Genomic DNA, 23,153 nt, shown 5'->3' with positions numbered 1-23,153 from the left:
GCTGCCGCCGTCATCTTGAAGGTCTCCAACGCCGCCAGCGAGGGCACCAACCGGGTCATCAAGCTCGTCGCCCGTATCGCCTTCGGCCTCCGCAATCCGGCCAACCAGCGTCGCCGCTCCCGCTACGCCACAACCCGTACGACCCGACGCCCAGCACGAAGCGTAACCAAACGGAGATCACGCTCAGCGATCAAGCGAGAACACAGCCCCGCTCCACCGTGAAGACCCTCTTTACCGGCAGCGACTAGAATGCCATTCTAGGTTCGTGACCATGCGTGCGGCCGTGAACGGCATCGAGATCGCGTACGAGGGCTTCGGTTCGCCGGCCGGGCGCCCGCTGCTCCTGATCATGGGGCTCGGCGCCCAGCTCATCCACTGGGACGACGACCTGTGCGAGCTGCTGGCCGAGCAGGGCCACCACGTCGTCAGGTTCGACAACCGCGACGCCGGCCTCTCCACGCACTTCCACGACGAGGACGTCCCCGAGCTGGGGGCGTCCTCGCCGTATGTGCTGGACGACATGGCCGACGACGCGGCCGGGCTCATGGACGCGCTCGGCTGGCCCGGCGCCCATGTGGTGGGCGCCTCGATGGGCGGCATGATCGCCCAGGCGCTCGCGATCCGCCACCCCGAGCGAGTGTCCAGTCTCACCTCCATCATGTCCACCCCCGGACCGGCGGTGGCCCAGCCCACGCCCGCGGCCGGTGCGGTGCTGTTCGCGCCGCCCGCTCCCGACCGCGAGACGGCGCTCGCGCGGGCGCTGGAGACGTGGGCCGTGATCGGCTCGCCCGGCTACGAGCTGGACCGCGAGCGCATCGTCAGGCTGACCGGCCTGGCCTTCGACCGGTGCTACGACCCGGCCGGGACGACCCGGCAGCTGGCCGCGATCCTCGCCTCGCCCGACCGCACCGAGTCGCTGGCCGGGGTCGGCGTGCCCAGCCTGGTGATCCACGGCGAGGACGACCAGCTCGTCCCCCTGGCCGGCGGGCAGGCCACCGCCGCGGCGATCCCCGGCGCCACGCTGCTGACCTACCCGGGCATGGGCCACGACCTGCCGAGGCCCCTGTGGCCGGACATCGTGGGCGCCATCACCAAGCTGACCGCGGGCTAGACGTCCAGCTTCTCCTCGATGGCACGGAGCTGGTGGCGGGCCATGGCCAGGTTGGCCCGTCCCCGGTCCAGGGCGAGATAGAGGAACAGCCCCTTGCCGCCGCGCCCGCTGATCGGACGGATGATGTGATACTGCCCGCTGAGCGTGATGAGGATGTCCTCGATCGAGTCCTTGAGCCCGAGCGAGTCCATCGTGCGCAGCTTGGCCTTGACCACCTCGGTGTTGCCGGCCGCGGCGACTTGCAGGTCCAGCTCCTTGGAGCCGCCGAGCGAGCCCAGCGCCATGCCGCTGCCGTGGTCGACGATCGCGGCTCCGAGCGAGCCGTCGATCGTCATCATCTCCTTCAGAGAGACGTCCATGCTGGCCATGTCTTCCTCCGTTCGTTGATCGGTCATCCGATCGGTCATCGGATCCGTGCTGCGTGGCGGCCGACAGCGGCCGCCGTCTTGCGCCCCTCCAGCCGGAGCAGCCCGACGTTCGTGCCGGGGCGCGCCAGGACTGTGAGGACGATCGTGGGGCCCGCGGTGTAGAACGCGGCGAACCCGGCCGCCCCCGAGACGAGCGTCTCCTCCAGCTCGCCCTTGCCGGACATGGCGAGCATGCGCCTGCTCATCGCGACCATCGCCGCGGTCAGCGCGGCCGTCTGGTCGCCGTTGTCGCCCTCGAGATCGCAGGCGACGGCGAGCCCGTCGACCGTGCAGGCGACGCTGCCGTTGATGTCGGGGGTGCGCTCGCGCAGGAGGACCATCTCCTTGAGCACCTCGTCGCGCAGCTCCACCGGTGGCCTCCTTCTCAGCGCGGGCAACCTCATGGCGGTCAGTGGGGGGAACCTCATGCCAGTTCCTCCAGGGCCTTCTTCAGGCGCAGCAGCAGGGCCAGGTCTGTCGGGTCGGCCGTCACGGCGGGGCCGAAGAGCGGGCCCGCCGTGCCGCCGGCGGCCGACGCCTTGACGGCCTGCCGGGTCCGCCTGGGCAGCGTGGGCTCCTCCGCGGGCTCGGGCTCCTCATGCGGGGCCAGCAGCCCGGCCGCCGCCAGCCTTCGCACGGCCAGCAGGATCGAGTAGCCCGACCTGCCCAGCTGCCTGGCGAGGTCGAGCGGCGTCGCCTCGTGGTCGGCCCGGGCGACGACCTCCCACTCGACCTTGCCGAGGGTCACACCCTGCCCCGCGAGCCACGGCGCCGGACGTACCGGAGCGGTGTCCACCTCGGCGGACGGCCAGATCTGGGCGAGCTGCGCGCGGCGGCGCGCGCACTCCCGCAGCAGCCCCGACACCTCGAAGTACCAGCGCCCGCCCAGCCAGTGGCGCTCCCCGGGGCGGAACTTCGGCCGGGACCCGCCGACCGGCAGCAGGAAGAACGCGGCGTCCAGGACGGCGCCCAGCACGCAGTACTGCAGCTCGCCCAGCGTGAGGACGCCCTCGTCGAGCAGCCGCTCGCAGCCGCCGTCCGCCTGCACCCTCCGCAGGGTCGCCTCCGTCGCCCGGCCGCGCGCGGTGAGCAGCCGCTCGACTCCCGGCGTCTGGACGCATTCCATGTACGTCACCCGCCCCTCGTCGAGGAAGACCGTTCCGGCCCGGCCGACGCGCAGGGCGCCGGTGGAGCGTTCGCGGGCGAGGCCCGTCAGCAGCGTGTCGAGAGGTGCCATGGGTCAGGTCAGCAGGCTGCTGGAGATGGCCCGCAGGCGGTAGCGCGCGAGCGCCAGGTTCGACCGTTCCAGGTCGAGGCGCACATAGATGACCAGCGGGCCCTCGAAGGCCGTCTCCATCAGCCTGAGCAGGTGGTGCCCCTGGTCGGTGGTGACGAGCATGTCGTCGATGCGTACCGTGTCGCCGGGGCACGAGCGGGCCAGCCCGTCCACGGTGGCGCGGAGCGTCTCGGTCAGGGCGGCGGCGGAACGTTCCGCGTCGACGCCCTGCGGCGAGCCGCTGACGGCCACCGCCATGCCGCTCGTCTGGTCCAGCAGCATCGCGTCCAGGGCCCCTGGTATGGCCATGACCTCGATCAGACAGTCGTCTAACCCGAGCACGTGTCCTCCCCTCGCCGTTGTAGAAGGATTGGGCCAGCGTAGGAGGGGCGGAGGCGGAGAAGCGCCCGGGATAAACGCGGAGTTAAACAGCTATACGGCGGGGATAGAGAAAAACCCCACCGCGACGGATTTTTGGTTAGATTTAGCCGAATCGCTCGGGCGAATAAAGAATGTGGTTCACATTAGGGCGCGATGAAGTTGCGGGTACCCGCTGGGTACTGTGGAAAATATGAAGATCCTTCTCTTTGGCGCCACCGGCATGATCGGCAGCCGCATCGCCGCCGAGCTCACCGGCCGCGGCCATGACGTGACCGGTGTCAGCCGGTCGGGCCCGATCCAGGGCGACATGCGCGACGCCGCCACGCTCGCCAAGGGATACGACGTGGTCATCTCCGCGATAGCCCCGGCCCGCGACGGCACCGAGCCCGAGGAGCCCTTCCTGGAAGCCGTCCGCGCGCTCATCGACGGCGTGCGCGCCGCCGGGGTGCGGCGGCTCATCTTCGTGGGCGGCGCGGGCAGCCTGCGGGTGGCCCCCGGCCTCGACCTGGTCGACGCGCCCGGCTTCCCCGAGTCCCGCAGGAAGGAGGCGCTCGCGCAGCGGGCGGCCCTGCGGCTCTTCCGCGAGGTCGGCGACCTCGACTGGACCTACGTCTCACCGGCCGCCGAGGTCGCGCCCGGCGTGCGCACCGGCGCCTACCGCATCGGCCGCGACGACCTGCTGTCCGACGCGGAGGGCCGCAGCTTCATCTCGGCCGAGGACTTCGCGGTCGCCGTCGGCGACGAGATGGAGCGCTTCGAGCACCTCCGCCGCCGCATCACCGTGGCCTACTGAGGGCCCACCGGGTTCGCCGAGAGGGCTGCCGAACGGTCTACTGGACGGGCTCGTCCGGCAGCAGCGCCTTCTCGTCGGGCTTGTGGACGAGCACGTTGCCGACATACGACTTCACGGCCGCGCTCAGGCCCACATCGGAGCCCTCCGCCTCCGACAGATACCACCGATGGTCCAGGACCTCGTGGAAGATCTGCGCCGGCTCCAGCTTGCCGCGCAGTTCGGCCGGAATGGCCGCCACCGTCGGCTGGAACACCTCGGCCAGCCACCGGTGGGCCACGATCGCCTCGTCCTCGTGCCGCAGCCCCTGGGCCACGCGGAAGCCGTCGAGGTCGTTCAGCAGCCGCCGGGCCTGGTTCTCCTCCACGTCCAGCCCGGTCAGCCGGAGCAGCCGCCGCTGGTGGTGCCCGGCGTCGACCACCTTGGGCCGGACGATCAGCCGCCCGGTGCCGACCTTGCGGCGCACCATCATCTCGGCCACGTCGAACCCGAGCAGGTTGAGCCGCCGGAGCCGCTGCTCGACCACATGCCAGTCGACCTCGTCGATGATCTCGTCCTGGGTGATCTCGTCCCACAGCCGGTGATAGCGCGTGACGATGTCCTCGGCGGTGTCCATCGGGTCGATCGTCGGGTGCAGCAGGCCGCCGGCCTCGAGGTCGAGCATCTCGCCGAAGATGTTGGTGTGGGCGATGTCGATGTCGTGGTGGCGCTGCCCCTCGCTGATCATCGGGTGCAGCTCGCCGGTCTCGGCGTCGACCAGGTAGGCGGCGAACGCCCCGGCGTCCCTGCGGAACAACGTGTTGGACAGCGAGCAGTCGCCCCAGTAGAAGCCGTTCAGATGCAGCCGGACGAGCAGCAGGGCCAGCGCGTCGAGCAGCCGGGTGAGCGTGTCGGGCCGCAGCGTGCCGGACATGACGGCCCGGTAGGGCAGCGAGAACTGCAGGTGCCGGGTGATCAGCGCGGCGTCGAGCCCCTCCTCGCGGCCGGTGACGTAGGCGACCGGCTGCACCGACGGCGCGTCCAGCCTGGCCAGGTCCCACAGCAGCTGATACTCCCGCCTGGCGTACCTCTCGCTGATCTCCTTGATCGCGTAGACCTTGCCGGAGAGCCTGGCGAACCGCACCACGTGCCGCGAGATGCCGCGCGGGAGGTCGACCAGATGGCGCTCGGGCCAGTCCGCGAGCGGCACGTCCCAGGGCAGGCCGATCAGGTCGGGGTCGCTGAGTGTGCCGGTGATCTGGAGGGGCATGGAGATCAGGATATTGTGCGATCGTGGACGAGTTTCTCAACTGGTACTTTTCTGGGCGACCTGTCGTCGCGAGCCACCTGGGGGCCGACGGCTACGATCACACTCTCGGCGACTTCTCCTCCGCCGCCTTCACCTCCCGCGCGCGGGAGGAGGCCGGCTGGCTCGAACGGCTCTCCACCCCGGAGGCCGCCACCCCGGACGACGCGATCGACCGGGATCTCGTCCTGTCGCAGCTGAGGGGCTCGGTGGCGCTCGCCTCCTGGCCGGACTGGCGCCGCGACCCGGCCGTCTACCTCTCGGCGATCTTCACCTCGATGTTCACCCCGTTCCAGCAGCGGCTCAAGCCCGAGCCCGAGCTGGTCGCCGCCGCCGTCTCGCGGCTGGCCGAGGTGCCCGGGGTGCTGGCCGCCTGCCGCGCCAACCTGGACCCCGACCTCGCGGCGCCGCTGCTCGTCCAACGCGGCCTCGCGCAGGCGCGCACCGGGCGGAGCTTCCTCACCCGGACCGTCCCGTCGATGGTGCGCGACACCACGCTGAGCACCAAGCTGGCCGAGGCCGCCGAGCCCGCCGCCCAGGCCTTCGACGGGCTCGTCACCTTCCTCGACGGTTTCACGTGCGGCGGCACCTGGCGGATGGGGGAGCGGCTCTACTCCACCCTGCTGCGCGAGCGCGAGCTGCTCGGCTACGGCGCGGCGGAGCTGCACGAGAAGGGCAGAGCCGCCTGGGCCTCGCTGGACGAGCAGATGCGCGGGGTCGCCCGGAAGGTCGACGGCACCGAGAACTGGCGGGCCGCGATGGAGTCGCTCATGGACGACCATCCCCCGACCCTCGCGGCGATGCGCGCCGAGTACGAGGCCGAGACGCTGCGGGCACGTGAGTTCGTCCGCTCCCGTGACCTGGTCACCTTCCCCGAGGGGGAGGAGTGCCTGGTGCTGCCGTCGGCCGAATACACCCGGCCGGTGCTGGCCGTCGCCCACTACCTGGCGCCGCCGCCGCTGACCAGCTCGCGCACCGGCGTCTTCTTCGTGCCCTACACGCCCGACGACTTCACCGAGGAGGAGGTGCGGCAGCGCCTGCGGACGAACTCCCGGGCCCAGATGCCGTCGATCGCGGTGCACGAGGCCTACCCCGGGCACCACTGGCACTTATCGCACCTGGCCGCCAACCCGCGGACCGTCCGCAAGGTCTTCCGCACGCCGTACTTCACCGAGGGCTGGGCCCTCTACGTCGAGAAGCTGCTGCACGAGCAGGGCTACTTCGACACGCCCGCCACCGAGCTGGCCCACCTCGACTGCCGCATCTTCCGCGCCGCCCGGATCGTCGTGGACACCGCGCTGCACTGCGAGGACATGTCGATCGAGGAGGCCGAGACGTTCATGGCCACCAAGGCGTCGCTCACGCCCGGCACCGCCCGGGGCGAGGTCAGCCGCTACTGCGCCTGGCCCACGCAGGCGCCGTCCTATCTCACGGGCGCCATCGAGATCGACCGCATCAGGCAGTCGTACCAAGGGTCGCCGAAGTCGTTCCACGATCGGATCGCCGGGGCGGGCGGGCTCCCGCTCGGCCTCGCCGAGCAGGTCGTCAGCGCGCCCGGCGGGGGAACACCGGCGGGTTGAACGCGCGCTCCACCACGGCGTCCAGCTGCTCGGGCGTCAGGACCTTCGGCGTGCCCACGCCGAGCCCGCGCACGTACACCTCGCACAGCCACTCGAGCAGCCGGGTGGCCTCGAACGCCTGCTCCAGCGTGGCGCCGATGGTCATCCCGCCGTGGTTGGCCATCAGCACCGCCTGTCTGCCCTCCAGCGCCGCCCGGACGTTGGCCGCCAGCTCCGGCGTGCCGTACGTGGCGTAGTCGGCGACCCGCACCGTGCCGCCCAGCAGCAGCGCGTTGTAGTGGATCGGCGGCAGCTCGGTCATCGTGGTGGCCACGACCGTGCCGAACACCGAGTGCGTGTGGACGACGGCCCGCGCGTCGCCGGACTCGTAGACGGCCAGGTGCATCGGGGTCTCCGACGACGGCTGGAGCTCGCCCTCGACCAGGTTGCCCGCCATGTCGACGATCGGGCACAGCTCGGGGGTCAGCCGGTCGAGCGCCACCCCCGACGGGGTCACGGCGACCAGATCCTCCTGGCGGACGCTCAGGTTGCCCGACGTGCCGATGACCAGGCCCAGCTCGACGGCGCGCCTGCCGTACTCGCACAACTGCTCGCGGAGGCTCATGAGCGGCAATGTAGTCGGCCGTCCGAAATGCAGCAATCTCCTTGCCCTGGCGGCCCTGGGCGCCTTCGAGCCGACCCTCCGACCAGTCGGGGGATCGGGTGCCGAAGCTCGGGCCCTGGGGGTGTCTTTCAGGCGGCGAGGCGGTCGAGGGCGGCGAGGAGCAGGCGCTCGATGTCGACCCGGGTCAGCCGGTCGGGATAGAGCAGCAGGTGCAGGCTGAGACCGTCGACCAGGGCGAGCAGGTGCTCGGTCAGGTCGTCGAGGTTGTCGCCCGTGGCCAGCTCGCCGGCCGCGCGGGCCTCGGCGAGCAGCGCCCGGATGGCCGCGCGGAGCTCGGCGGCCTCGGCGCGCTGCACCTCGGCGAGGCGCTCCGAGGCCAGGCTGCGGCTCCAGAAGCTCACTTCGAGCCGGGTCTCCTGGGTGCGCTCGGCGTCGAGGGGGAGGTTGTCGAGCAGCAGCTCGCGCAGCGCCGCCAGGCCGCTCGCGCCCTCGACCTTGCGAGTGAGCCGGTCGCGGATGCGCTGGTGAGACTGGCGCAGCGCGGACAGCAGGATCTCGTCCTTGTCGGCGAAGTAGTGGGCGAGCACCCCGTTGGAGTAGCCCGCCTCCTTGGCGATCGCGCGGGTGGTGGCGGCGTCGATGCCGTCTCTGACGATCACCCGGCGGGCCGCCGAGAGCACCTCGCGCCTGCGCTCGTCGTGGTCAACGATCTTCGGCATCGTGGTGCCCCCTTCTCCTCGGCCGCTCCCAGCATATTGACTTTTTATTCGGACGTCTGTCTATTTAGTCCATGACCGTTGCCACCGTCGGCGTCCACATCGTCGACATCCTCGCCAGGCCCGTCGAGCAGATCCCCCGGGGCCAGGACACCGTGCTGGTCGACCAGATCCGCCTGACCGCCGCCGGCTCGGCGGCCGGCACGGCGGTCGACCTGGTCAAGCTGGGCAACGACGTCGTCACCATGGGCGCGATCGGCGACGACGAGCTCGGCGACTTCCTGCTCGCGGTGATGGCCAAGCGGGGCGTCGACGTCTCCCGCCTGGTGCGCCGCCCCGGCGAGCAGACGGCGGCGTCCATCCTGCCGATCAGGCCGGACGGCGGCCGTCCCAGCTTCCACGTGCCGGGCGCCAACCTCGGCGTGACGCTCGCCGACCTGGACCCCGAGGTCCTGCGCGGCGCTCGCGCGGTGCATCTCGGCGGCATGGACGTGACGTTCGGGCTGGGCGACCCGGCGTTCTTCGACCTGCTGGACTCCATCCGGGCGGCCGGGACCATCGTGACGATGGACCTGCTGTCGGAGATGCCCGACCTGCTGGGCATGGCCCGCGCCTTCCTACCCCACGTGGACTACGTGCTCCCCAACGAGTCGCAGGCCCTGCTCATGGCCGGCGCCGCGACGGGTTCCGTGGCGAACTCCGCGGCAGACGGCGCGGCCGGCTCTGGGGCAGGCGGCGCGGCCGACCGCGCGGCGGGTGGCGCGACTGACCCCGCGGCGGCCGACCGCGCGGCGGGTGGCGCGGCCGGCCCTGCGGCGGCTGACGCTGGGGTGGGTGGCGTGCCTCGGGAGGTGGTCGCCGCTGCGCGGGCGCTGCTGGCCGAAGGGCCGCGCGGAGTGCTGGTCACCCTGGGCGGCGCGGGCAGCCTGGTCGTCACCGAGGCCGGGACCGAGCAGGTGCCCGCCCTGAAGACCGAGGTCGTCGACACGACCGGCTGCGGTGACGCCTACTGCGCCGGGTTCGTCACGGGCCTGCTGCACGGGCAGGACGTGGCCGGCGCGGCCCGCTGGGGCACCGCCGCCGCCGCCCGGGTGGCGACCGGCCTCGGCTCCGACGCGGGCCTCACCGACCTCGGCTCCACCCTGGCCCTCCTGGCATGACCTCCACCGGCCGCGCGGGCCGCCGTTTCCGGCGAGACCGTACGGCGAGACCGGGCCGTACCGACACGAGAGAGCTGCGCGTTGACCTCCTTCCCCTGGTCGACGAGGGGGGTTCACGGGCGAGGTCTCCTGTTCGTGCACGTGTTCGATGTGATGGCATTCTCCCCGCCTTGAAGGGCGGGGTCCCCAGTTTTAAGGAGATGCGATGACAGACGCCGAGCTGCGGCGGAGGGCGGCGAAGGTGGTGCCCGGCGGGATGTACGGGCATCTCAACGCCGCCATCTTCGCCCCCGGATACCCCCAGTTCTTCGAGCGAGGCGAGGGCTGCCGCCAGTGGGACGTGGATGGCCGGGAGTACATCGACTTCATGTGCAGCTGGGGCCCGGTCGTGCTCGGGCACCGGCATCCGCGCGTCGAGGAGGCCGCCGCCCGCCAGCTCGCGCTCGGCGACTGCCTCAACGGGCCGGGCCCGGTCATGGTGGAGCTGGCCGAGCTGCTGGTCGACACCGTCCCCAGCGCGGACTGGGCGATGTTCTCCAAGAACGGCACCGACGCCACCACCCAGGCGCTGATGGTGGCCAGGGCCGCCACCGGGCGGACGAAGGTGCTGATGGCGCACGGGGCTTACCACGGGGCCGACCCGTGGTGCACGCCGTCGCTCGCCGGCACCACGCCGAACGAGCGGGCCGACCTGGTGGAGTTCGCCTACAACTCGCTGGAGTCGCTGGAGGCCGCGGCGGCGACCGTGGAGGGGGACGTGGCGGCGATCATCGTGACGCCGTTCAAGCACGACTCGTTCGAGGACCAGGAGCTGGTGGAGCCCGCCTTCGCGAGAGGCGCGCGGGCGCTGGCCGACCGGATCGGGGCCGCGCTGGTGATCGACGACGTGCGGGCGGGGTTCCGGATCGACCTGCGGGGCTCGTGGGAGCCCTATGGGGTGCGGCCGGACCTGACGGCCTGGTCCAAGGCCATGGCCAACGGCTACCCGATCGCCGCCGTGACCGGGACCGACGCGTTGCGCGGCGCGGCGCGGTCGCTCTACTCGACCGGGTCGTTCTGGTTCTCGGCGGTGGCCATGGCGGCGGCCAAGGCGACGATCGAGACGCTCCGCGACACCGGCGGCATCGCCACCATGGAACGGGCCGGGACCCAGCTGCGCGAAGGGCTGTACACGCAGGCCAAGGCGCACGGCTTCACGGTGAGCCAGACCGGGCCGGTGACGATTCCTTGGCTGAGCTTCGACGGCGACGCGGACCTGTCGACGGCGCTCTACTGGAGCGACGCCTGCCTGCGTCACGGGGTCTACATCCACCCGTGGCACAACTGGTTCATGTCGGCCGCCCACACGGAGGAGGACGTCGCACGCGCTCTGGAGGGCACGGACCAGGCGTTCGCCGAGACACGAGCCCACTTCGGCTGAAGGCGCCCGCCGCCGACGCCGGTGTCAGGGGGTCGCGCGGCCGGCGGACTCCTTGGCGGCCCAGGTGAAGACGCCCTTGGCCATCAGGGACAGCTCGGCCGCCGCCCGCGCCCCGAAGACCTGCGCCCGGACCCGGTGGACGCCCGGGTCGTCGGGGGCGGCGAGCGCGGCCATCTCCGCGAGGTGGCCCGCCAGCCGTTCGTCGCCGTCGGACAGGGCCTTCAGCGCGGCGTCCGCCAGCCTGACGGGGCCGCCCGCCAGCTTCGCCACGGCCGTGGCCAGAGTCGCGTCGGGGGCGGGCTTGAGGTTGGCGGGGTTGCCGTCGTACCAGCCGCCGTACAGCCGCCACAGGTTGCGCACGATGAACTCCGGCTCGTCGTAGCGGGCCCTGAGGTAGGGGCGGTCCGCGAGATGGGACACCGGTTTCACGGTGTGGACGATCTCGTCCAGGCGGGCGCCCTGGTTGAGCAGGTCGAGCGTCTGGGAGATCAGCGAGTCGAGCCACTCGGCCGTCTCCAGCAGGGCCTGGCGGACGCGGTCGCGGCCGAAGACGGGCGCGCCGTGGCTGGGCAGCATGATCTCGGCGTCCAGGGCGGCCATCCGCTGCAGGGCCTGCACCCACTCGCGGGGGTAGCGCTGCACCTTCTGGGGGTTGCCGCAGTTGGGCGTGACCCAGATGAACAGGTCGCCGGGCAGCAGCAGCCGGTGCTCGGGGACGTAGCCGACCGTGGCGTCGTCGGTCTCGCCCTTGGCGTGGAAGAGGTCGAAGGTGACGTCGCCGTGCCGCACGGTCAGCGCGTCGCGGTAGGTCACGTCGGGATGCCGGTAGACGGTGGGCCACTGGAGGTCGTCGTTCTGGAACTGCCGCCGGTTGATCACCGCGTTATAGCCATTTGTCAGCAAATATCGCTGGAATCGGGCGTTCACCGCCTCATGTGCGTAAACGGTGGCTCGCGGGCCCGACTCCTCGAAGGGCGCCGTGCCGAAGACGTGGTCGATGTGACCGTGTGAGTAGAACGCGGCCGTCAGCGGCGCCCGGCTCCACGCGCGCACGTCGGTGTGCAGCCGCTCCGACATGAACGGAGCGCTCGTGTCGAACAGGGCCAGCTCGCCACCCGAGTCGAAGGCGATCACGTTGCCGAACCCGGCCCACCAGCCCAGGCCGTCGGTGATCGTCTGGACGCCCTTGCCGAACAGGCCCATGTCCACGATGCTGTCGTCTGCTTCGCCGCTCCAGACGCGGTCCGCGTACTCCTCGATCATGTGACCACCTTCTCGCCAGAACATGATTCTGGGCAAGGGCTCACGGCAAAGGCCGCGTCTCGATCGCGATCCCCTGACGCGTGTGAGCGGCCATGGGCATGGCGGGCCCGCCGGCGCACGTCGTCCAGGTCATCTCTTCTGGTGTCGGAAGTGGTCCGGACTCAGCTCTTGTGCGGACTCGGCTCCGGTCGGGGCTCGGCTCCGGTCCGGACTTGGCTCCGGTGCGGTGAAGTGGCTTCGGTGCGCTGAAGTAACGTGAGCCCATGGACGTCGAGAAGAAGCTCAGCGAACTGCCCGCGTGGCGGCGCGAAGGCGACGAGATCCGCCGCACCGTCACCGCGCCCGACTTTCCCACGGCCATCCGGATCGTCGACGAGATCGCGGTCAGGGCCGAGGAGCTCAACCACCATCCCGACATCGACATCCGGTGGCGCAAGCTGCACCTCGCCCTCACCACCCACGACAAGGGCGCTCTCACCGACGCCGACTTCACCCTGGCCGCGCTGATCGACGACATCGCGGCGAAACACGGTGCGTAGCGGCTCGGTTACTCGCTAGAGTGATGGGCCTCGCGAGCCAGCAGGCCGGAAAGGCTCGTGCTCAGCCACTGCTCTGGGGGTTTCCATGCGCCTGCCCGCACTCATGCTCGTCCTGCTCGTGGCGGGCTGTGCCCAGACCGCCACCACTCAGGCGCACGACGCCCCCGCTGACGCGGCGGCCCAAAGCCCGACGCCCGCCGCCTCGTCCGCCGACATGTACGGCCACGCGCCCGGCGCCTCGCCCGACCGCCCGGGGGAGACGACCGGCCACACCACCGACAGCACCTCCAGCAGCACGACGATGCTCTCGTCCAACGGCACCTTCTCCACGAGCGACACCGGGGCCATCGTCTACGATCGGGCGCTCGTCCCCGACGGCGCCCAGGCCAGCGTCACCGTCGAGTCCGCCGGCGGCAAGACGCTGACCTCCCTCGTGGTCGAGGGCTTCCTCCCCAACCGGCGCTACGGCACCCACCTCCACACCAAGAAGTGCGGTCCCAAGCCCGACGACTCGGGCCCCCACTTCCAGCACGAGCAGGGCAAGGCCAACGCCACGAGCGAGGTGTGGCTCGACTTCAAGACCGACGAGTCGGGCGCGGGCCGCGCCACGGCCCGCAACCCCTGGTCGCTCGACGGCAGTGATCCCGGTTCCCTGGTGATCCACGCCCGGCCCACCACGTCCACCGGCGCCGAGGCCGGCACCGCCGGTGACCGTGTCGCCTGCCTGACCCTGACCTGACCCGCCTGCCCCGGGAAGGTCCTGACTTGGCCCGCCTGCCCTGGGAAGGTCCTGCCTGACCTGACCTGACCCGCCTGATCCAGGAGGGTCCTGCTTGTCCCTGACGTGGTCAGGCGTGTCCGGCCGGGATGGTGCCGAGGCGCCCGGCCTGGAAGTCCTCGAAGGCCTGCACCAACTCGGCGCGGGTGTTCATGACGAACGGCCCGTAGTGGGCCACCGGCTCGCCGATCGGCTCGCCGCCCAGGACGATCACCTCGAGCGTGTCCGTGGCGGAGATCGTGATGGTCTCGCCCGAGGTGGTCAGGCCGGGGCGGTCGCCGAAGCCGTCGAAGACGGCCAGTTGCCCGCTCGCGAACGGCCGCCGCTCGGCGCCGGCCGTGCCGCGGCCGGACAGCGCGTAGGCGAGCGCGTTGAAGTCCTTGCGCCACGGCATCGTGAGGCGGGCGCCGGGGCTGATCGTGGCGTGCAGCAGCGTGATGGGCGTCTGGGTGCTGCCGGGCCCGACGTGGCCCGCCAGGTCGCCGGCGATGAGCCGCACCAGCGCGCCGCCGTCGTGGCTGCTCAGGAGCACGACGCTGGAGCTGCCGATGTCCTGGTACTTCGGCGCGATCATCTTCTTGGCGCCCGGCAGGTTGACCCAGAGCTGGATGCCGTGGAAGAGCCCGCCCTGCTGGACGAGCCACTCCGGCGGCGCCTCGCGGTGGAGGATCCCGCTCCCGGCGGTCATCCACTGCGTGTCGCCGTTGGTGATCGTGCCGCCGCCGCCGTTGGAGTCGAGGTGCTCGATCACGCCGTCGATCATGTAGGTGACGGTCTCGAAGCCGCGGTGCGGATGCCACGGGGTGCCCTTGGGCTCGCCCGCCGCGTAGTCGATCTCGCCCATCTGGTCCATCATCACGAAGGGGTCGAGGTAGGACGGCTTGATCGAGGCCAGCGCCCTGCGTACGGGGAAGCCTTCGCCCTCGAACCCGCTGGGCGCGGTCTCCACGGCCAGCACCTCGCGCTCCGGCGGTCCGGCCACGGGGTCGGGGAGGCGGGGGAGGTTGAGGGGGTTGTCTACGGTGACGGCGGGCATGCCGGGCTCCTTCCTGCGGAATCTGCTCGACTCAACCCGGTTTAGTTTTCAACTATTCCAGGACGGCTCCCGCCTGTACAGCGATCTCCGAGCGGGGATCAGCCGAACACGGCGGGCGGAGGCACCGGAGCGAGCACCGGGTCGCCGTCCCTGATCGGGGAGGCGCCCGCCACGAAGCGGGTCAGCGTCTCGCCGTACAGGCATCTGGCCTGGGTGAGGCCGCCGGCCGCGCGGCGGGTGAGGAGATCGACCGGCAGTTCGGCGCGCGACGCCACGACGATGAGGTTGCCGAACCGGCGGCCGCGCAGGACTCCCGGCTCGGCCAGCAGTGTGACGTGGCGGTAGGCGCCCCGCACGGTGGCCGCGAGCCGCCTGGCGAAGGCCAGGCCCTTGCCGTCGGCCAGGTTGATCAGCAGCAGCCCGGAGGGGCGCAGTACGCGGGCCAGGTCGCTCATGTACTCGGCCGTGGCCAGCTCGACCGGCATGGTGGCCCCGGCGAACGCGTCGAGCACCACCAGGTCGGCCGAGGAGTCCCAGACGTGGGCGGCGCCTTCGCGGCCGTCCTGGACCATGACCTTCAGGCGCGGCACCGAGCGCAGGTCGAGCTGCTCGCGGACCAGGTTGACCAGGAGGCCGTCGGGCTCGATGACGATGTGCCGGGAGCCGGGCCGGGTGGCCGCCACGTAGCGGGGGATCGTGCAGGCGCCGCCGCCCACGTGCACACAGGCGAGCGGGCCGTCCGGAAGCAGGTCGATGACGTCCGCCATGAGACGTACGTACTCGAATTCCAGATATGTGGGGTCTTGTAGGTCAACATACGACTGAGGTACGCCATCCTTGGAGAGCACCCAGCCGTCCTGCCGGTCCAGGTCCCGGAGTAGTTCGATCTCGCCGAACGTCACCGGGTACAGGCCGGGCATCGGCTCGCGCTGTCCTCGTGCCACGCTGTCTCCTCCCTTGGAGAACCGTATGCGACACCGAAGGCTGATTGTGCTCGTTATCGCGGTGCTGGCGGTATTGGGCGCGTACGGCTTCGCGGTGGCGGCGGCCAACCGGGTACGGGGCAGCGCCCAGCAGACCTCGGCGGCCTACTTCCAGGCGTGGGGAGACGGCGACGTGCGGGCGATGGCCCGTCTCGTCGACCAGCCGCCGGGCGACTTCGTCAGCCGCCACCTGTCGTTCACCGAGGAGCTGCACGTCGAGAAGGTCGAGCTCCGGCCGGGCGCGGTGAAGAGCACGGGGGAGGAGTCGGCCGAGGTGCCCTTCACCGGCACCCGTGAGTTACGCGAGTTCGGGCCGTGGCCGTTCGCCGGGACGTTGCGGCTGGCCGTCCGGGACCGGGCCTGGAAGGTGATCTGGTCGCCCGAGACGCTGCACCCGCTGCTCAAGGACGGCGGGACGCTGGGCCTGACGGAGTTCGACGGGCCCTCGGTCGAGCTGGTCACCAGCGAGGGCGACAAGATCCCCAACGACAGCTATGCCGAGTCCTACCTCGACCGGCTCAGGCCCGAGTTCGGGCAGGTGAACCAGGGCTGGGCACTGGTGTCCACGGTGCCGGGGCAGCCCGCCCGGCGGCTGATGACCGCCGAGCCGAAGGCGGAGGCCGAGCGCACCACGCTGTCACGCTCGGTGCAGGCGGCGGCCGCGCGGGCGCTGGACGGGGTTGAGGACGCCGCGATCATCGCGCTGCGTCCCAGCTCGGGTGAGGTGCTCGCGGTGGCCGACCGCCTCCGGGACGGCTTCAGCGCCTTCCACGACTTCTTCCCGCCCGGGTCCACGTTCAAGGTGATCACCGCGGCGGCGCTGCTGGAGAGCGGCCTCGACCCGGCCGCCGAGCTCGCCTGCCCGGGCACGTACACGATCCCCTTCCACCGGTCCTTCCAGAACGCGGGCCTGCAGGACCACGGCGCCGTCACCTTCGCCGACGCCTTCGCCCACTCCTGCAACACCACATTCGTGCAGCAGGCCGTGACGCGGCTGGGCGCCGAGGACCTGCGCAGTACGGCCGAGCGGTGGGGGTTTCGCCGCAACCTGCCGACGGGCGCGGGCGGTGACTGCGGCACGATGGAGGACCCGGCGGACGACGACTGGCACGGCGCCGACGCGATCGGGCAGGGCACGGTGGTCGCCACCCCGCTCTGCATGGCGACGATCGCCGCCGCCGTCCAGAGCGGCACCTGGCGCTCGCCCCGGCTGCTCCCGGCGGCGCAGGCCGAGCGCATCGAGGGGCCCGCGCACAAGCCGGTCTGGCTCGACGAGGGGGTCGTCGCGGCGCTGCGCGACATGATGGCCGCGGTCGTCGATCACGGGACGGCGAGCGGGGCGGGCCTGCCCCCGGGCGTCTCCGGCAAGACCGGCACCGCCGAGACCCAGGATGGCGCCGACCATGGATGGTTCATCGGTTACCGCGATGACCTGGCCTTCTGCGTCTTCGTGCGGCACGGCGGAAGCGGCAGGACGGCCGCCCTGCCGATCACCGCCCGTTTCCTCAACGGGCTCTAACCTACGGTACCGTAGGTTATATGACGACCATCACCGCAAAGCCCCGATTGCGAGGCTGGTTGCACACCGGAGCGCTGCCCGTGACGCTGGTCGCCGGGTTCGCGCTGGTGGCGCTCGGCCCCACCCTGCAGGCTCGCATCGCGGCCGCCGTCTACGCGATCAGCTCGGGCCTGCTCTTCGGCGTCTCCGCCACCTACCATCGCGGCACGCTGGGCCCGCGCCTGGCCGAGGTGCTGCGCCGCTTCGACCACGCCAACATCTACCTGATCATCGCGGGCACCTACACGCCGTTCGCGTTGCTCGCGCTCTCGGGCGCGGCCCGGGTGGCCGTGCTGGCCGTCACCTGGGGCGGCGCGCTGGCCGGGGTGTTGTTCCGGGTGTGCTGGATGGGCGCGCCGCGCTGGCTCTACACGGTCCTCTATCTCGCGCTCGGCTGGACCGCGATCTTCGTGCTGCCGCAGCTGCTGGAAGGGGCGGGCGTGGCCGCCGTCGTGCTGGTGGCCGTCGGCGGTGTCTTCTACAGCGCCGGCGCGATCGTGTACGGCCTGCGCCGCCCCGATCCGTCGCCTCGGTGGTTCGGTTTCCACGAGGTGTTCCACGCGTTCACCGTGGCGGCCTACCTGGTGCAGTACATCGCGGTGTCGATCGTGGTCTACTCGCATATGTGAATCTTGGTTCGGAGCAGTACGTTTCGGTCACGACCTACCGCAAGGACGGCACCCCCGTCGCGACGCCGGTCTGGGTGGCCCAGGATGGCGATGCCCTGGTCATCTGGACCGCCGCAGACTCCGGCAAAGTCAAGCGAATCCGTAACAATCCCGCCGTGACGGTGGCGCCCTGTGACTACAGGGGGAGACTCAAGGGAGAGGCGGAGCCGGGCCGGGCCGAGGTGCTCGACGCCGAGCGAACCGAGCGGGTGCGCGCTCTTTTCAGGCGCAAATACGGCCTGCTGGGCCGGATCACGATGCTCGGGAGCAGGCTCCGCCGGGGCAGCACGGGCACGGTTGGTGTGCGGATCACCGACGCTTGAACCCATGGTGGTCTGCATTCGGTAGTTAATTGGAGACAGACCCAACATGGAGCAAATCGCGCGTACCTGGTGGCTGGTCCTCATCCGTGGCATAGCTGCCCTCATCTTCGGCATCCTCGCCCTCGTCTGGCCCGGCATCACGCTGCTGGTCCTGGTGATCTTCTTCGGCGCGTACGCGATCGTGAACGGCGTCTTCTCGTTGTTCGCCGGGTTCCGGCACGACGCGAAGTCGCGGGCCTGGTTGATCATTTCCGGCGTCCTCGGGATCCTGGCCGGCATCGTGGCCTTCGTCTGGCCGGGGATCACCTCGCTGGCCCTGCTCTACGTCGTGGCCTTCTGGGCCATCTTCACCGGCGTGGCGGAGATCGTGGCGGGCGTCCAGCTGCGCGAGACGATCGACAACGAGTGGATGCTGATCGTGGGCGGCGCCCTGTCCGTGATCTTCGGCATCATCCTGCTGATCTGGCCGGGTGCGGGCCTGCTCGCGCTCGTCTGGCTGGTCGGCGTGTTCGCGATCCTGTACGGCATCGCGATGGCGATCCTGGCGTTCCGAGTGAAGAAACTTGCCCCTCGGGCGTAGATTCCGGAAATTTTTCGGATAAATGCCGGTTGAACTGGGGAACGTATGCCATGTCTGGCTCACCGTGGAGGAGACATGGACGTACACGACCGCCTCGCCCGCCACCTGCTCGTCGACGGTTACCACCTCGTGCTCGATCTCGAGCGCAGCCAGGGCTCCTGGCTCGTCGACGCCCGTGACGGCCGCCGATATCTCGACTTCTACACGTTCTTCGCCTCCGCCCCGCTCGGCGTGAACCCGCCCTTCGACCCGGAGTTCGCCGAACTGCTCGGCCGGATCGCCCGCAACAAACCCGCCAACCCCGACATGTACACCGAGCACCTCGCCGACTTCGTCGAGACGTTCGCCCGCGTGCTCGGCGACCCCGAGCTGCCCCATCTGTTCTTCGTCGAGGGCGGCGCGCTGGCGGTGGAGAACGCCCTCAAGACCGCCTTCGACTGGAAGAGCCGCCGCAACGAGGCCGCCGGCAGATCGCGCGACCTCGGCACCCGGGTCATGCACCTGACCAGGGCCTTCCACGGCCGCAGCGGCTACACCCTGAGCCTGACCAACACCGAACCGGGCAAGACCGACCGCTTCCCCGCCTTCGACTGGCCGCGCATCGACGTGCCGGCCGTACACCTGGGAGACGTGGAGGCGGCGGAGGCGCACGCGCTGGAGCAGGCCCGCGCCGCCTTCGAGCGCCACCCGCACGACATCGCCTGCTTCATCGCCGAGCCCATCCAGGGGGAGGGCGGCGACAACCACCTGCGTTCCCAGTTCCTGCAGGCCATGCAGCAGCTGTGCCACGAGTACGACGCCCTGTTCGTGCTGGACGAGGTGCAGACCGGTGGCGGCACCACCGGCACCCCGTGGGCCTACCAGCAGCTCGGCCTGGCTCCCGACATCGTGGCGTTCGCCAAGAAGGTGCAGGTCGGCGGGATCATGGCGGGCCGCCGGGTGGACCTGGTGCCCGACAACGTCTTCCAGGTCAGCGGCCGGATCAACTCCACCTGGGGCGGCAACCTGGTCGACATGGTCCGCTCACGCGGGCTGCTCGAGATCATCGAGCGCGACCGCCTGATCCCGCGCGCGGCCACGCTCGGCGCCCTGCTGGTCGAACGCCTCGCCAAGTTGCAGGCCGAGCACCCCGACAGCATGTCCAACGTGCGCGGCCGCGGCCTGATGTGCGCCTTCGACCTGCCCGGCACCGGCAGCAGGGACACCTTCATCACCCGCCTCCGCGAGGAGCGGGGCGTGCTCGTGCTCCCCTGCGGGCCCCGCTCCATCCGGCTGCGCCCGGCGCTCAACATCACCGAGGCCGATCTCGACCACGGCCTCGCCGCCCTTTCGGCCGCCCTGACGTGACGCGCCCGGCCTGAAAACCCTGCCAAGGACCGGCAAGGACATTGCCGTGCCCGGGCGTCCGCGCCGGTCCGGAGCGCCTGCCTCGTCAGGCTTGCGCTCATGTCAGAAGCTCCTCCTTTTCCGCGTTCGCCGCTGCCCTCCGCCGCATCCGCGCCGGCGAGCGGCGCGGACGGATCACCACCCGCCGACCGGCGGCCGGCATCGCAGCGGTTCTCCACGTGGCTGCCCGCGACGGCCGTGGCCGCCTGCGCCGGAGTGGTGCTCGGGTTCTACGGCGTCTCCGTCACGGACCTCGTCCTGTTCAGCGTGTACGTCACCCTGGGCCTCGCGCTGCCGGGCCTGCTGTGGGTCCGGGTGCTGTACAGGCGTCCCCGCTCGCTGCCGGAGGAGGTCGCGCTCGGGCTGACGTTCGGCTACGCGCTGGAAGTGCTCACCCACCTGCTGGGCCGCGCGGCCGGGGTGCCCCTGCTCGTCGCCGTCTGGCCGCTCGGCACGTACGCGATCTTCCTGGCGGTCCCGAGGTTCCACCGGCACTGGAAGGGCGCGCCCCGCCCGAACCGGGCGCCGCTCCGATGGTCGTGGGGCCTCGCGCTCGGGGTGATCTGCCTGTTCGTGTGGACCGCCGCCGACCTCTTCGGCTCCCCGCAGGCCCCGATCGGCGTGCTCGACGACCGTGAATGGTCCGTCCAGGCGCACCTCGCGACGGCCGCGCTCACCGGAATCGAGCCGTCGGTCCTGCACTCCCGCCTGGCCATGCTGCCCATGCTGGCCGCGCTCGTCGTCCTGCTCGGGACGGCCGCCCGCCGCGTCACCGGCACGTGGGCGGGAGCGCTGGGCGCCCTGGCCGCTATCGTCTTCGTCGCGGCGCCCGGCCTGTACCGGAACGTCGCCACCGGGGTGCTCGCCTGGGAGCCCGTGCAGTCGTGGTCGAGCCCGGCCCGGACCTTCGGGGCGCTGCTCTTCGTCCCGATCGTCCTCGTGGTCCTCGACCTGCTCGGCGAACGGCGGCAGACCCGGGGCTGGTGGGTGTTCCTTGCCGTCATGCTCGTGGTCGTCATGGGCGCGAAGGCCACCTACCTGCCCGTGCTGGCCGGCGGGCTCCTGGCGGTCGTGGTGGCCGAGACGATCAGATGGTTCAGCCCGCCCCGGCGGGCGCTCGCCGCCCTCGGGCTGACAGCGGTGTGCCTGGCCGCCGCGCCGGCCGGCTCGATCTCGCCGGTGACCGACCCGTGGGCGATCGCACGGGAGGCACTGGGACGGCTGACCAGCCCCGGGGTGGCGGCGCAGGCGTCGACGGCCGCCCTGCTCGGCGTCGCGTCGCTGATCGTGCTCTGCGGGGCGATCACCTGGTGCGGCGCGCTCGGACTGGTGAGCCGGCCGCAGCTGCTGATGCGACCGGCGGTGGTGTTCATGCTCGGCATGAGCGCGACCGGCCTCGTGCTGGCGTTCCCGCTCGGCGATCCGCACTTCCTCCAGGCGCCGTACCCCTACCTGGCGATGGTCGCGGTCTACGGGCTCGCCGTCGTCGTGCGGAGGGCGCGGCTGCCGATCAGGGCGGCGATGCTCGCGGCCGGGTTCGGGGCGCTGGCCGCGTACCTCGTCCGGGTGCTCTGCGACGTCGCCGTGCCGCTGGGGCGGGGCGAGGACGCCGGGCTCCTCTACCTGCCGTACCTGGCCCTGCTGGGCGTGGTCCTGCTGGCCGTCCTGGTGCTGCCCGCCGCCCGCCAGAGCCGGCTGCGCGCCCTCGCGCTGGTGATCTGCATGGTCACCGCCGCCGGCACACCCGCCGCGTGGCTCGCCGGCGCCGTGCCCGGAGAGTCTCCGAGCCCGCTGGTCGAGATGCGAGGTGTGCCGGTCTCAGCGATTCCCTAGAGTCAGAGCAACTCCACGTTGGGCCCCTTGCAGCGGTTGCGGGTGTCGAAGACGAACGGGCTCACCCGTTCGACCAGCTCGTAGTCGAAGCAGTCGTGATCGGTGAGGATCACCACCGCGTCCGCCTCCGCGAGCTCCCGGTGCGAGACCTCGATGATCTCGACGCCGGGAGGGAGCAGGAAGTGCTCCACGTGCGGGTCGGCGGCCCGCACCTCGGCGCCCAGCTTGTGCAGCCCCCTGGCCACCTCGATCGCGGGCGACTCGCGGCAGTCGCCCGCGTTCTTCTTGTACGCCAGCCCGAGCACGACCACCCGGCTGCCCTTGACCGGCTTGTGACGCTGGTTCAGCGCGAGGGCCAGCCGGTGCACGACGTGATCCGGCATGTGGTTGTTGATGTCGTTGGCCAGCTCCACGAACCGGAAGTTGTGCCCGAGGCTCCGCTTCACCTTCCACGACAGGTAGGACGGGTCGATCGGCAGGCAGTGGCCGCCGACGCCGGGCCCCGGCGTGAAGCGCATATAGCCGAACGGCTTGGTGGAGGCCGCGTCGATGGCCTCCCAGACGTCGATGCCGAGCTGCTCCGCGAAGATGGACAGCTCGTTGACCAGCGCGATGTTGACGTGCCTGAACGTGTTCTCGAGCAGCTTGCACAGCTCGGCCACCTGGAGCGAGGAGACGGGGACGACCTGCCGCACGATCCGCCCGTAGAACGCCCCGACCTTGGCCAGGGACGGCTCGTCGATCCCGGACACGACCTTCGGGGTGTTCACTAGCCGCCACTGGGAGTTGCCCGGGTCGATGCGCTCTGGGCTGTAGCCCAGATGGAAGTCCTCCGGCGCCCGCAGCCCGGAGCCTTCCTCCAGCAGCGGCAGCAGATACTCCTCCGTGGTGCCCGGATAGGTGGTGGACTCCAGGATCACGGTGGCGCCCGGCCGCAGCAGAGGCGCGATCGATCGGCCGGCCGAGGCGATATGACGCAGGTCGGGGACACCTTCCGACAGCGGCGTCGGCACCGTGATCACGCACACGTCGAATTCGGCGGCGTCGGCGTAGTCGGTGCCGGCCAGGTAGCGTCCGCTCCGCAGAGCGGTGGCCAGCTGGTCGTCGGTGATGTCCTCGATGTACGACTCGCAGGCGTTCAGCCGCTTGACGCGCCACTGGTCCACGTCGATCCCCACGACGTCGAACCCCGCCTCGACGGCCCGCATCGCCAGCGGCAGGCCGACATAACCCTGGCCGACGACAACCAGTTTCTCTCCCATGTCTGGACCCCTGTCACTTCGAGATGAGATATCACCTGACTGTAGAAGTCATGTCTTCTCACATCGCCGATTCGATTGGGGGTCCGGCGTGTCGCCGGGAGCCGCTCGCCGGGGATGACCGGTGAAGGTCGCGCGCCAGGCAAGGACTGGCAATGACATGGCCGACGCGGGATGTCCCCGCCTGTCGGGAGTGATCCGGTCGCCACACTTGCGG

The 23,153-nt window shown here is 71.0% G+C and carries 25 protein-coding genes; 14 read left to right on the top strand and 11 right to left on the bottom strand.

Annotated elements, in window-relative coordinates; translation table 11 throughout:
* A partial coding sequence (locus AB0C16_RS07325; protein ID WP_357679892.1) for a transposase occupies window positions 1-222 on the top strand: 222 nt, incomplete at its 5' end.
* Between the two features lie 49 nt (window positions 223-271).
* A complete protein-coding gene (locus AB0C16_RS07320; RefSeq protein ID WP_357679890.1) occupies window positions 272-1,111 on the top strand; it encodes an alpha/beta hydrolase in 840 nt (279 codons plus the stop codon).
* Here AB0C16_RS07320 and AB0C16_RS07315 read toward each other — a convergent pair.
* From AB0C16_RS07315 to AB0C16_RS07300, 4 genes are read right to left on the bottom strand one after another with little or no spacing between them, the layout of a single operon-like run.
* A complete protein-coding gene (locus AB0C16_RS07315) occupies window positions 1,108-1,479 on the bottom strand; it encodes a hypothetical protein (protein WP_357679888.1) in 372 nt (123 codons plus the stop codon). The genes AB0C16_RS07320 and AB0C16_RS07315 overlap by 4 nt on opposite strands.
* 35 nt (window positions 1,480-1,514) lie before the next feature.
* Window positions 1,515-1,946, bottom strand: coding sequence for a roadblock/LC7 domain-containing protein (locus AB0C16_RS07310; protein WP_357679886.1), 432 nt, complete (start codon window positions 1,944-1,946; stop codon window positions 1,515-1,517).
* Window positions 1,943-2,755: a hypothetical protein gene (locus AB0C16_RS07305; RefSeq protein WP_357679884.1), complete on the bottom strand. Its 813-nt coding sequence runs from the start codon at window positions 2,753-2,755 to the stop codon at window positions 1,943-1,945. The genes AB0C16_RS07310 and AB0C16_RS07305 overlap by 4 nt, the downstream gene beginning before the upstream one ends.
* A gap of 3 nt (window positions 2,756-2,758) precedes the next feature.
* Window positions 2,759-3,136 carry a roadblock/LC7 domain-containing protein gene (locus AB0C16_RS07300; RefSeq protein WP_357679882.1) on the bottom strand — a complete coding sequence of 126 codons (378 nt, stop codon included), beginning with the start codon at window positions 3,134-3,136 and terminating at the stop codon, window positions 2,759-2,761.
* A 229-nt stretch (window positions 3,137-3,365) separates the two neighbouring features.
* Between AB0C16_RS07300 and AB0C16_RS07295 the strand changes: the two genes are divergently transcribed.
* Window positions 3,366-3,968, top strand: coding sequence for an NAD(P)H-binding protein (locus tag AB0C16_RS07295; RefSeq protein WP_357679880.1), 603 nt, complete (start codon window positions 3,366-3,368; stop codon window positions 3,966-3,968).
* Between the two features lie 37 nt (window positions 3,969-4,005).
* On the opposite strand, the gene AB0C16_RS07290 is transcribed toward AB0C16_RS07295, so the two are convergent.
* A complete protein-coding gene (locus AB0C16_RS07290; protein ID WP_357679878.1) occupies window positions 4,006-5,214 on the bottom strand; it encodes a DUF4032 domain-containing protein in 1,209 nt (402 codons plus the stop codon).
* A 23-nt stretch (window positions 5,215-5,237) separates the two neighbouring features.
* On the opposite strand from AB0C16_RS07290, the gene AB0C16_RS07285 reads away from it, so the two are divergent.
* Complete coding sequence (locus tag AB0C16_RS07285; protein WP_357679876.1) at window positions 5,238-6,830, top strand: DUF885 domain-containing protein; 1,593 nt, start codon at window positions 5,238-5,240, stop codon at window positions 6,828-6,830.
* On the opposite strand, the gene AB0C16_RS07280 is transcribed toward AB0C16_RS07285, so the two are convergent.
* Both AB0C16_RS07280 and AB0C16_RS07275 read right to left on the bottom strand, forming a co-directional pair.
* Window positions 6,796-7,434 carry a class II aldolase/adducin family protein gene (locus AB0C16_RS07280; RefSeq protein ID WP_357679874.1) on the bottom strand — a complete coding sequence of 213 codons (639 nt, stop codon included), beginning with the start codon at window positions 7,432-7,434 and terminating at the stop codon, window positions 6,796-6,798. The two genes, AB0C16_RS07285 and AB0C16_RS07280, sit on opposite strands and share 35 nt — an antisense overlap.
* Before the next feature lie 128 nt (window positions 7,435-7,562).
* A complete protein-coding gene (locus tag AB0C16_RS07275; RefSeq protein WP_357679872.1) occupies window positions 7,563-8,153 on the bottom strand; it encodes a TetR/AcrR family transcriptional regulator in 591 nt (196 codons plus the stop codon).
* 71 nt (window positions 8,154-8,224) lie between these two features.
* Between AB0C16_RS07275 and AB0C16_RS07270 the strand changes: the two genes are divergently transcribed.
* Together AB0C16_RS07270 and AB0C16_RS07265 are read left to right on the top strand one after the other, a co-directional pair.
* On the top strand, window positions 8,225-9,310 hold the full coding sequence (locus AB0C16_RS07270; protein WP_357679870.1) for a carbohydrate kinase family protein: 1,086 nt from the start codon (window positions 8,225-8,227) through the stop codon (window positions 9,308-9,310).
* 205 nt (window positions 9,311-9,515) lie between these two features.
* A complete protein-coding gene (locus AB0C16_RS07265) occupies window positions 9,516-10,730 on the top strand; it encodes an aminotransferase class III-fold pyridoxal phosphate-dependent enzyme (RefSeq protein ID WP_357679868.1) in 1,215 nt (404 codons plus the stop codon).
* Window positions 10,731-10,754: 24 nt separating this feature from the next.
* On the opposite strand, the gene AB0C16_RS07260 is transcribed toward AB0C16_RS07265, so the two are convergent.
* Complete coding sequence (locus tag AB0C16_RS07260; protein ID WP_357679866.1) at window positions 10,755-11,993, bottom strand: alkyl sulfatase dimerization domain-containing protein; 1,239 nt, start codon at window positions 11,991-11,993, stop codon at window positions 10,755-10,757.
* Window positions 11,994-12,256: 263 nt separating this feature from the next.
* Here AB0C16_RS07260 and AB0C16_RS07255 point away from each other — a divergent pair, with 263 nt between their 5' ends.
* Both AB0C16_RS07255 and AB0C16_RS07250 read left to right on the top strand, forming a co-directional pair.
* Window positions 12,257-12,532, top strand: a complete 276-nt coding sequence (locus tag AB0C16_RS07255; protein WP_357679864.1) for a 4a-hydroxytetrahydrobiopterin dehydratase — start codon at window positions 12,257-12,259, stop codon at window positions 12,530-12,532.
* 85 nt (window positions 12,533-12,617) lie between these two features.
* Window positions 12,618-13,271 carry a superoxide dismutase family protein gene (locus AB0C16_RS07250; RefSeq protein ID WP_357679862.1) on the top strand — a complete coding sequence of 218 codons (654 nt, stop codon included), beginning with the start codon at window positions 12,618-12,620 and terminating at the stop codon, window positions 13,269-13,271.
* A 109-nt stretch (window positions 13,272-13,380) separates the two neighbouring features.
* Here the strand turns inward: AB0C16_RS07250 and AB0C16_RS07245 are convergent, their stop codons facing one another.
* Both AB0C16_RS07245 and AB0C16_RS07240 read right to left on the bottom strand, forming a co-directional pair.
* The gene (locus AB0C16_RS07245) at window positions 13,381-14,346 is read right to left on the bottom strand and encodes a pirin family protein (protein ID WP_357679860.1); all 966 of its coding nucleotides are present in this window, start codon (window positions 14,344-14,346) and stop codon (window positions 13,381-13,383) included.
* 98 nt (window positions 14,347-14,444) lie between these two features.
* Window positions 14,445-15,290, bottom strand: a complete 846-nt coding sequence (locus AB0C16_RS07240; RefSeq protein ID WP_357679858.1) for a fused MFS/spermidine synthase — start codon at window positions 15,288-15,290, stop codon at window positions 14,445-14,447.
* Window positions 15,291-15,336: 46 nt separating this feature from the next.
* Here AB0C16_RS07240 and AB0C16_RS07235 point away from each other — a divergent pair, with 46 nt between their 5' ends.
* The 6 genes from AB0C16_RS07235 (at window position 15,337) to AB0C16_RS07210 (ending at window position 21,677) form a co-directional block, all read left to right on the top strand.
* Complete coding sequence (locus tag AB0C16_RS07235) at window positions 15,337-16,848, top strand: penicillin-binding transpeptidase domain-containing protein (protein WP_357679856.1); 1,512 nt, start codon at window positions 15,337-15,339, stop codon at window positions 16,846-16,848.
* A 20-nt stretch (window positions 16,849-16,868) separates the two neighbouring features.
* Window positions 16,869-17,516: a hemolysin III family protein gene (locus tag AB0C16_RS07230; protein ID WP_357679854.1), complete on the top strand. Its 648-nt coding sequence runs from the start codon at window positions 16,869-16,871 to the stop codon at window positions 17,514-17,516.
* On the top strand, window positions 17,513-17,878 hold the full coding sequence (locus AB0C16_RS07225) for a PPOX class F420-dependent oxidoreductase (protein WP_357679852.1): 366 nt from the start codon (window positions 17,513-17,515) through the stop codon (window positions 17,876-17,878). Before AB0C16_RS07230 ends, AB0C16_RS07225 begins: the two co-directional genes overlap by 4 nt.
* 46 nt (window positions 17,879-17,924) lie before the next feature.
* Window positions 17,925-18,458 (top strand): HdeD family acid-resistance protein, encoded by a 534-nt coding sequence (locus AB0C16_RS07220; RefSeq protein WP_357679850.1) that lies wholly within the window; start codon window positions 17,925-17,927, stop codon window positions 18,456-18,458.
* Between the two features lie 75 nt (window positions 18,459-18,533).
* Window positions 18,534-19,805, top strand: a complete 1,272-nt coding sequence (lat, locus tag AB0C16_RS07215; RefSeq protein WP_357679848.1) for an L-lysine 6-transaminase — start codon at window positions 18,534-18,536, stop codon at window positions 19,803-19,805.
* A 99-nt stretch (window positions 19,806-19,904) separates the two neighbouring features.
* Entirely contained in the window at window positions 19,905-21,677 is a 1,773-nt protein-coding gene (locus tag AB0C16_RS07210) for a hypothetical protein (RefSeq protein WP_357679846.1), read from the top strand.
* 2 nt (window positions 21,678-21,679) lie between these two features.
* Here AB0C16_RS07210 and AB0C16_RS07205 read toward each other — a convergent pair whose 3' ends face one another.
* Entirely contained in the window at window positions 21,680-22,939 is a 1,260-nt protein-coding gene (locus AB0C16_RS07205) for a nucleotide sugar dehydrogenase (protein ID WP_357679844.1), read from the bottom strand.
* Between the last annotated feature and the right edge of the window lie 214 nt (window positions 22,940-23,153).

Origin of the sequence: Nonomuraea sp. NPDC048916 (genome assembly GCF_040649575.1) — a bacterium.
Lineage (GTDB): Bacteria > Actinomycetota > Actinomycetes > Streptosporangiales > Streptosporangiaceae > Nonomuraea.
This window is presented reverse-complemented; position numbering and strand designations above follow the sequence as displayed.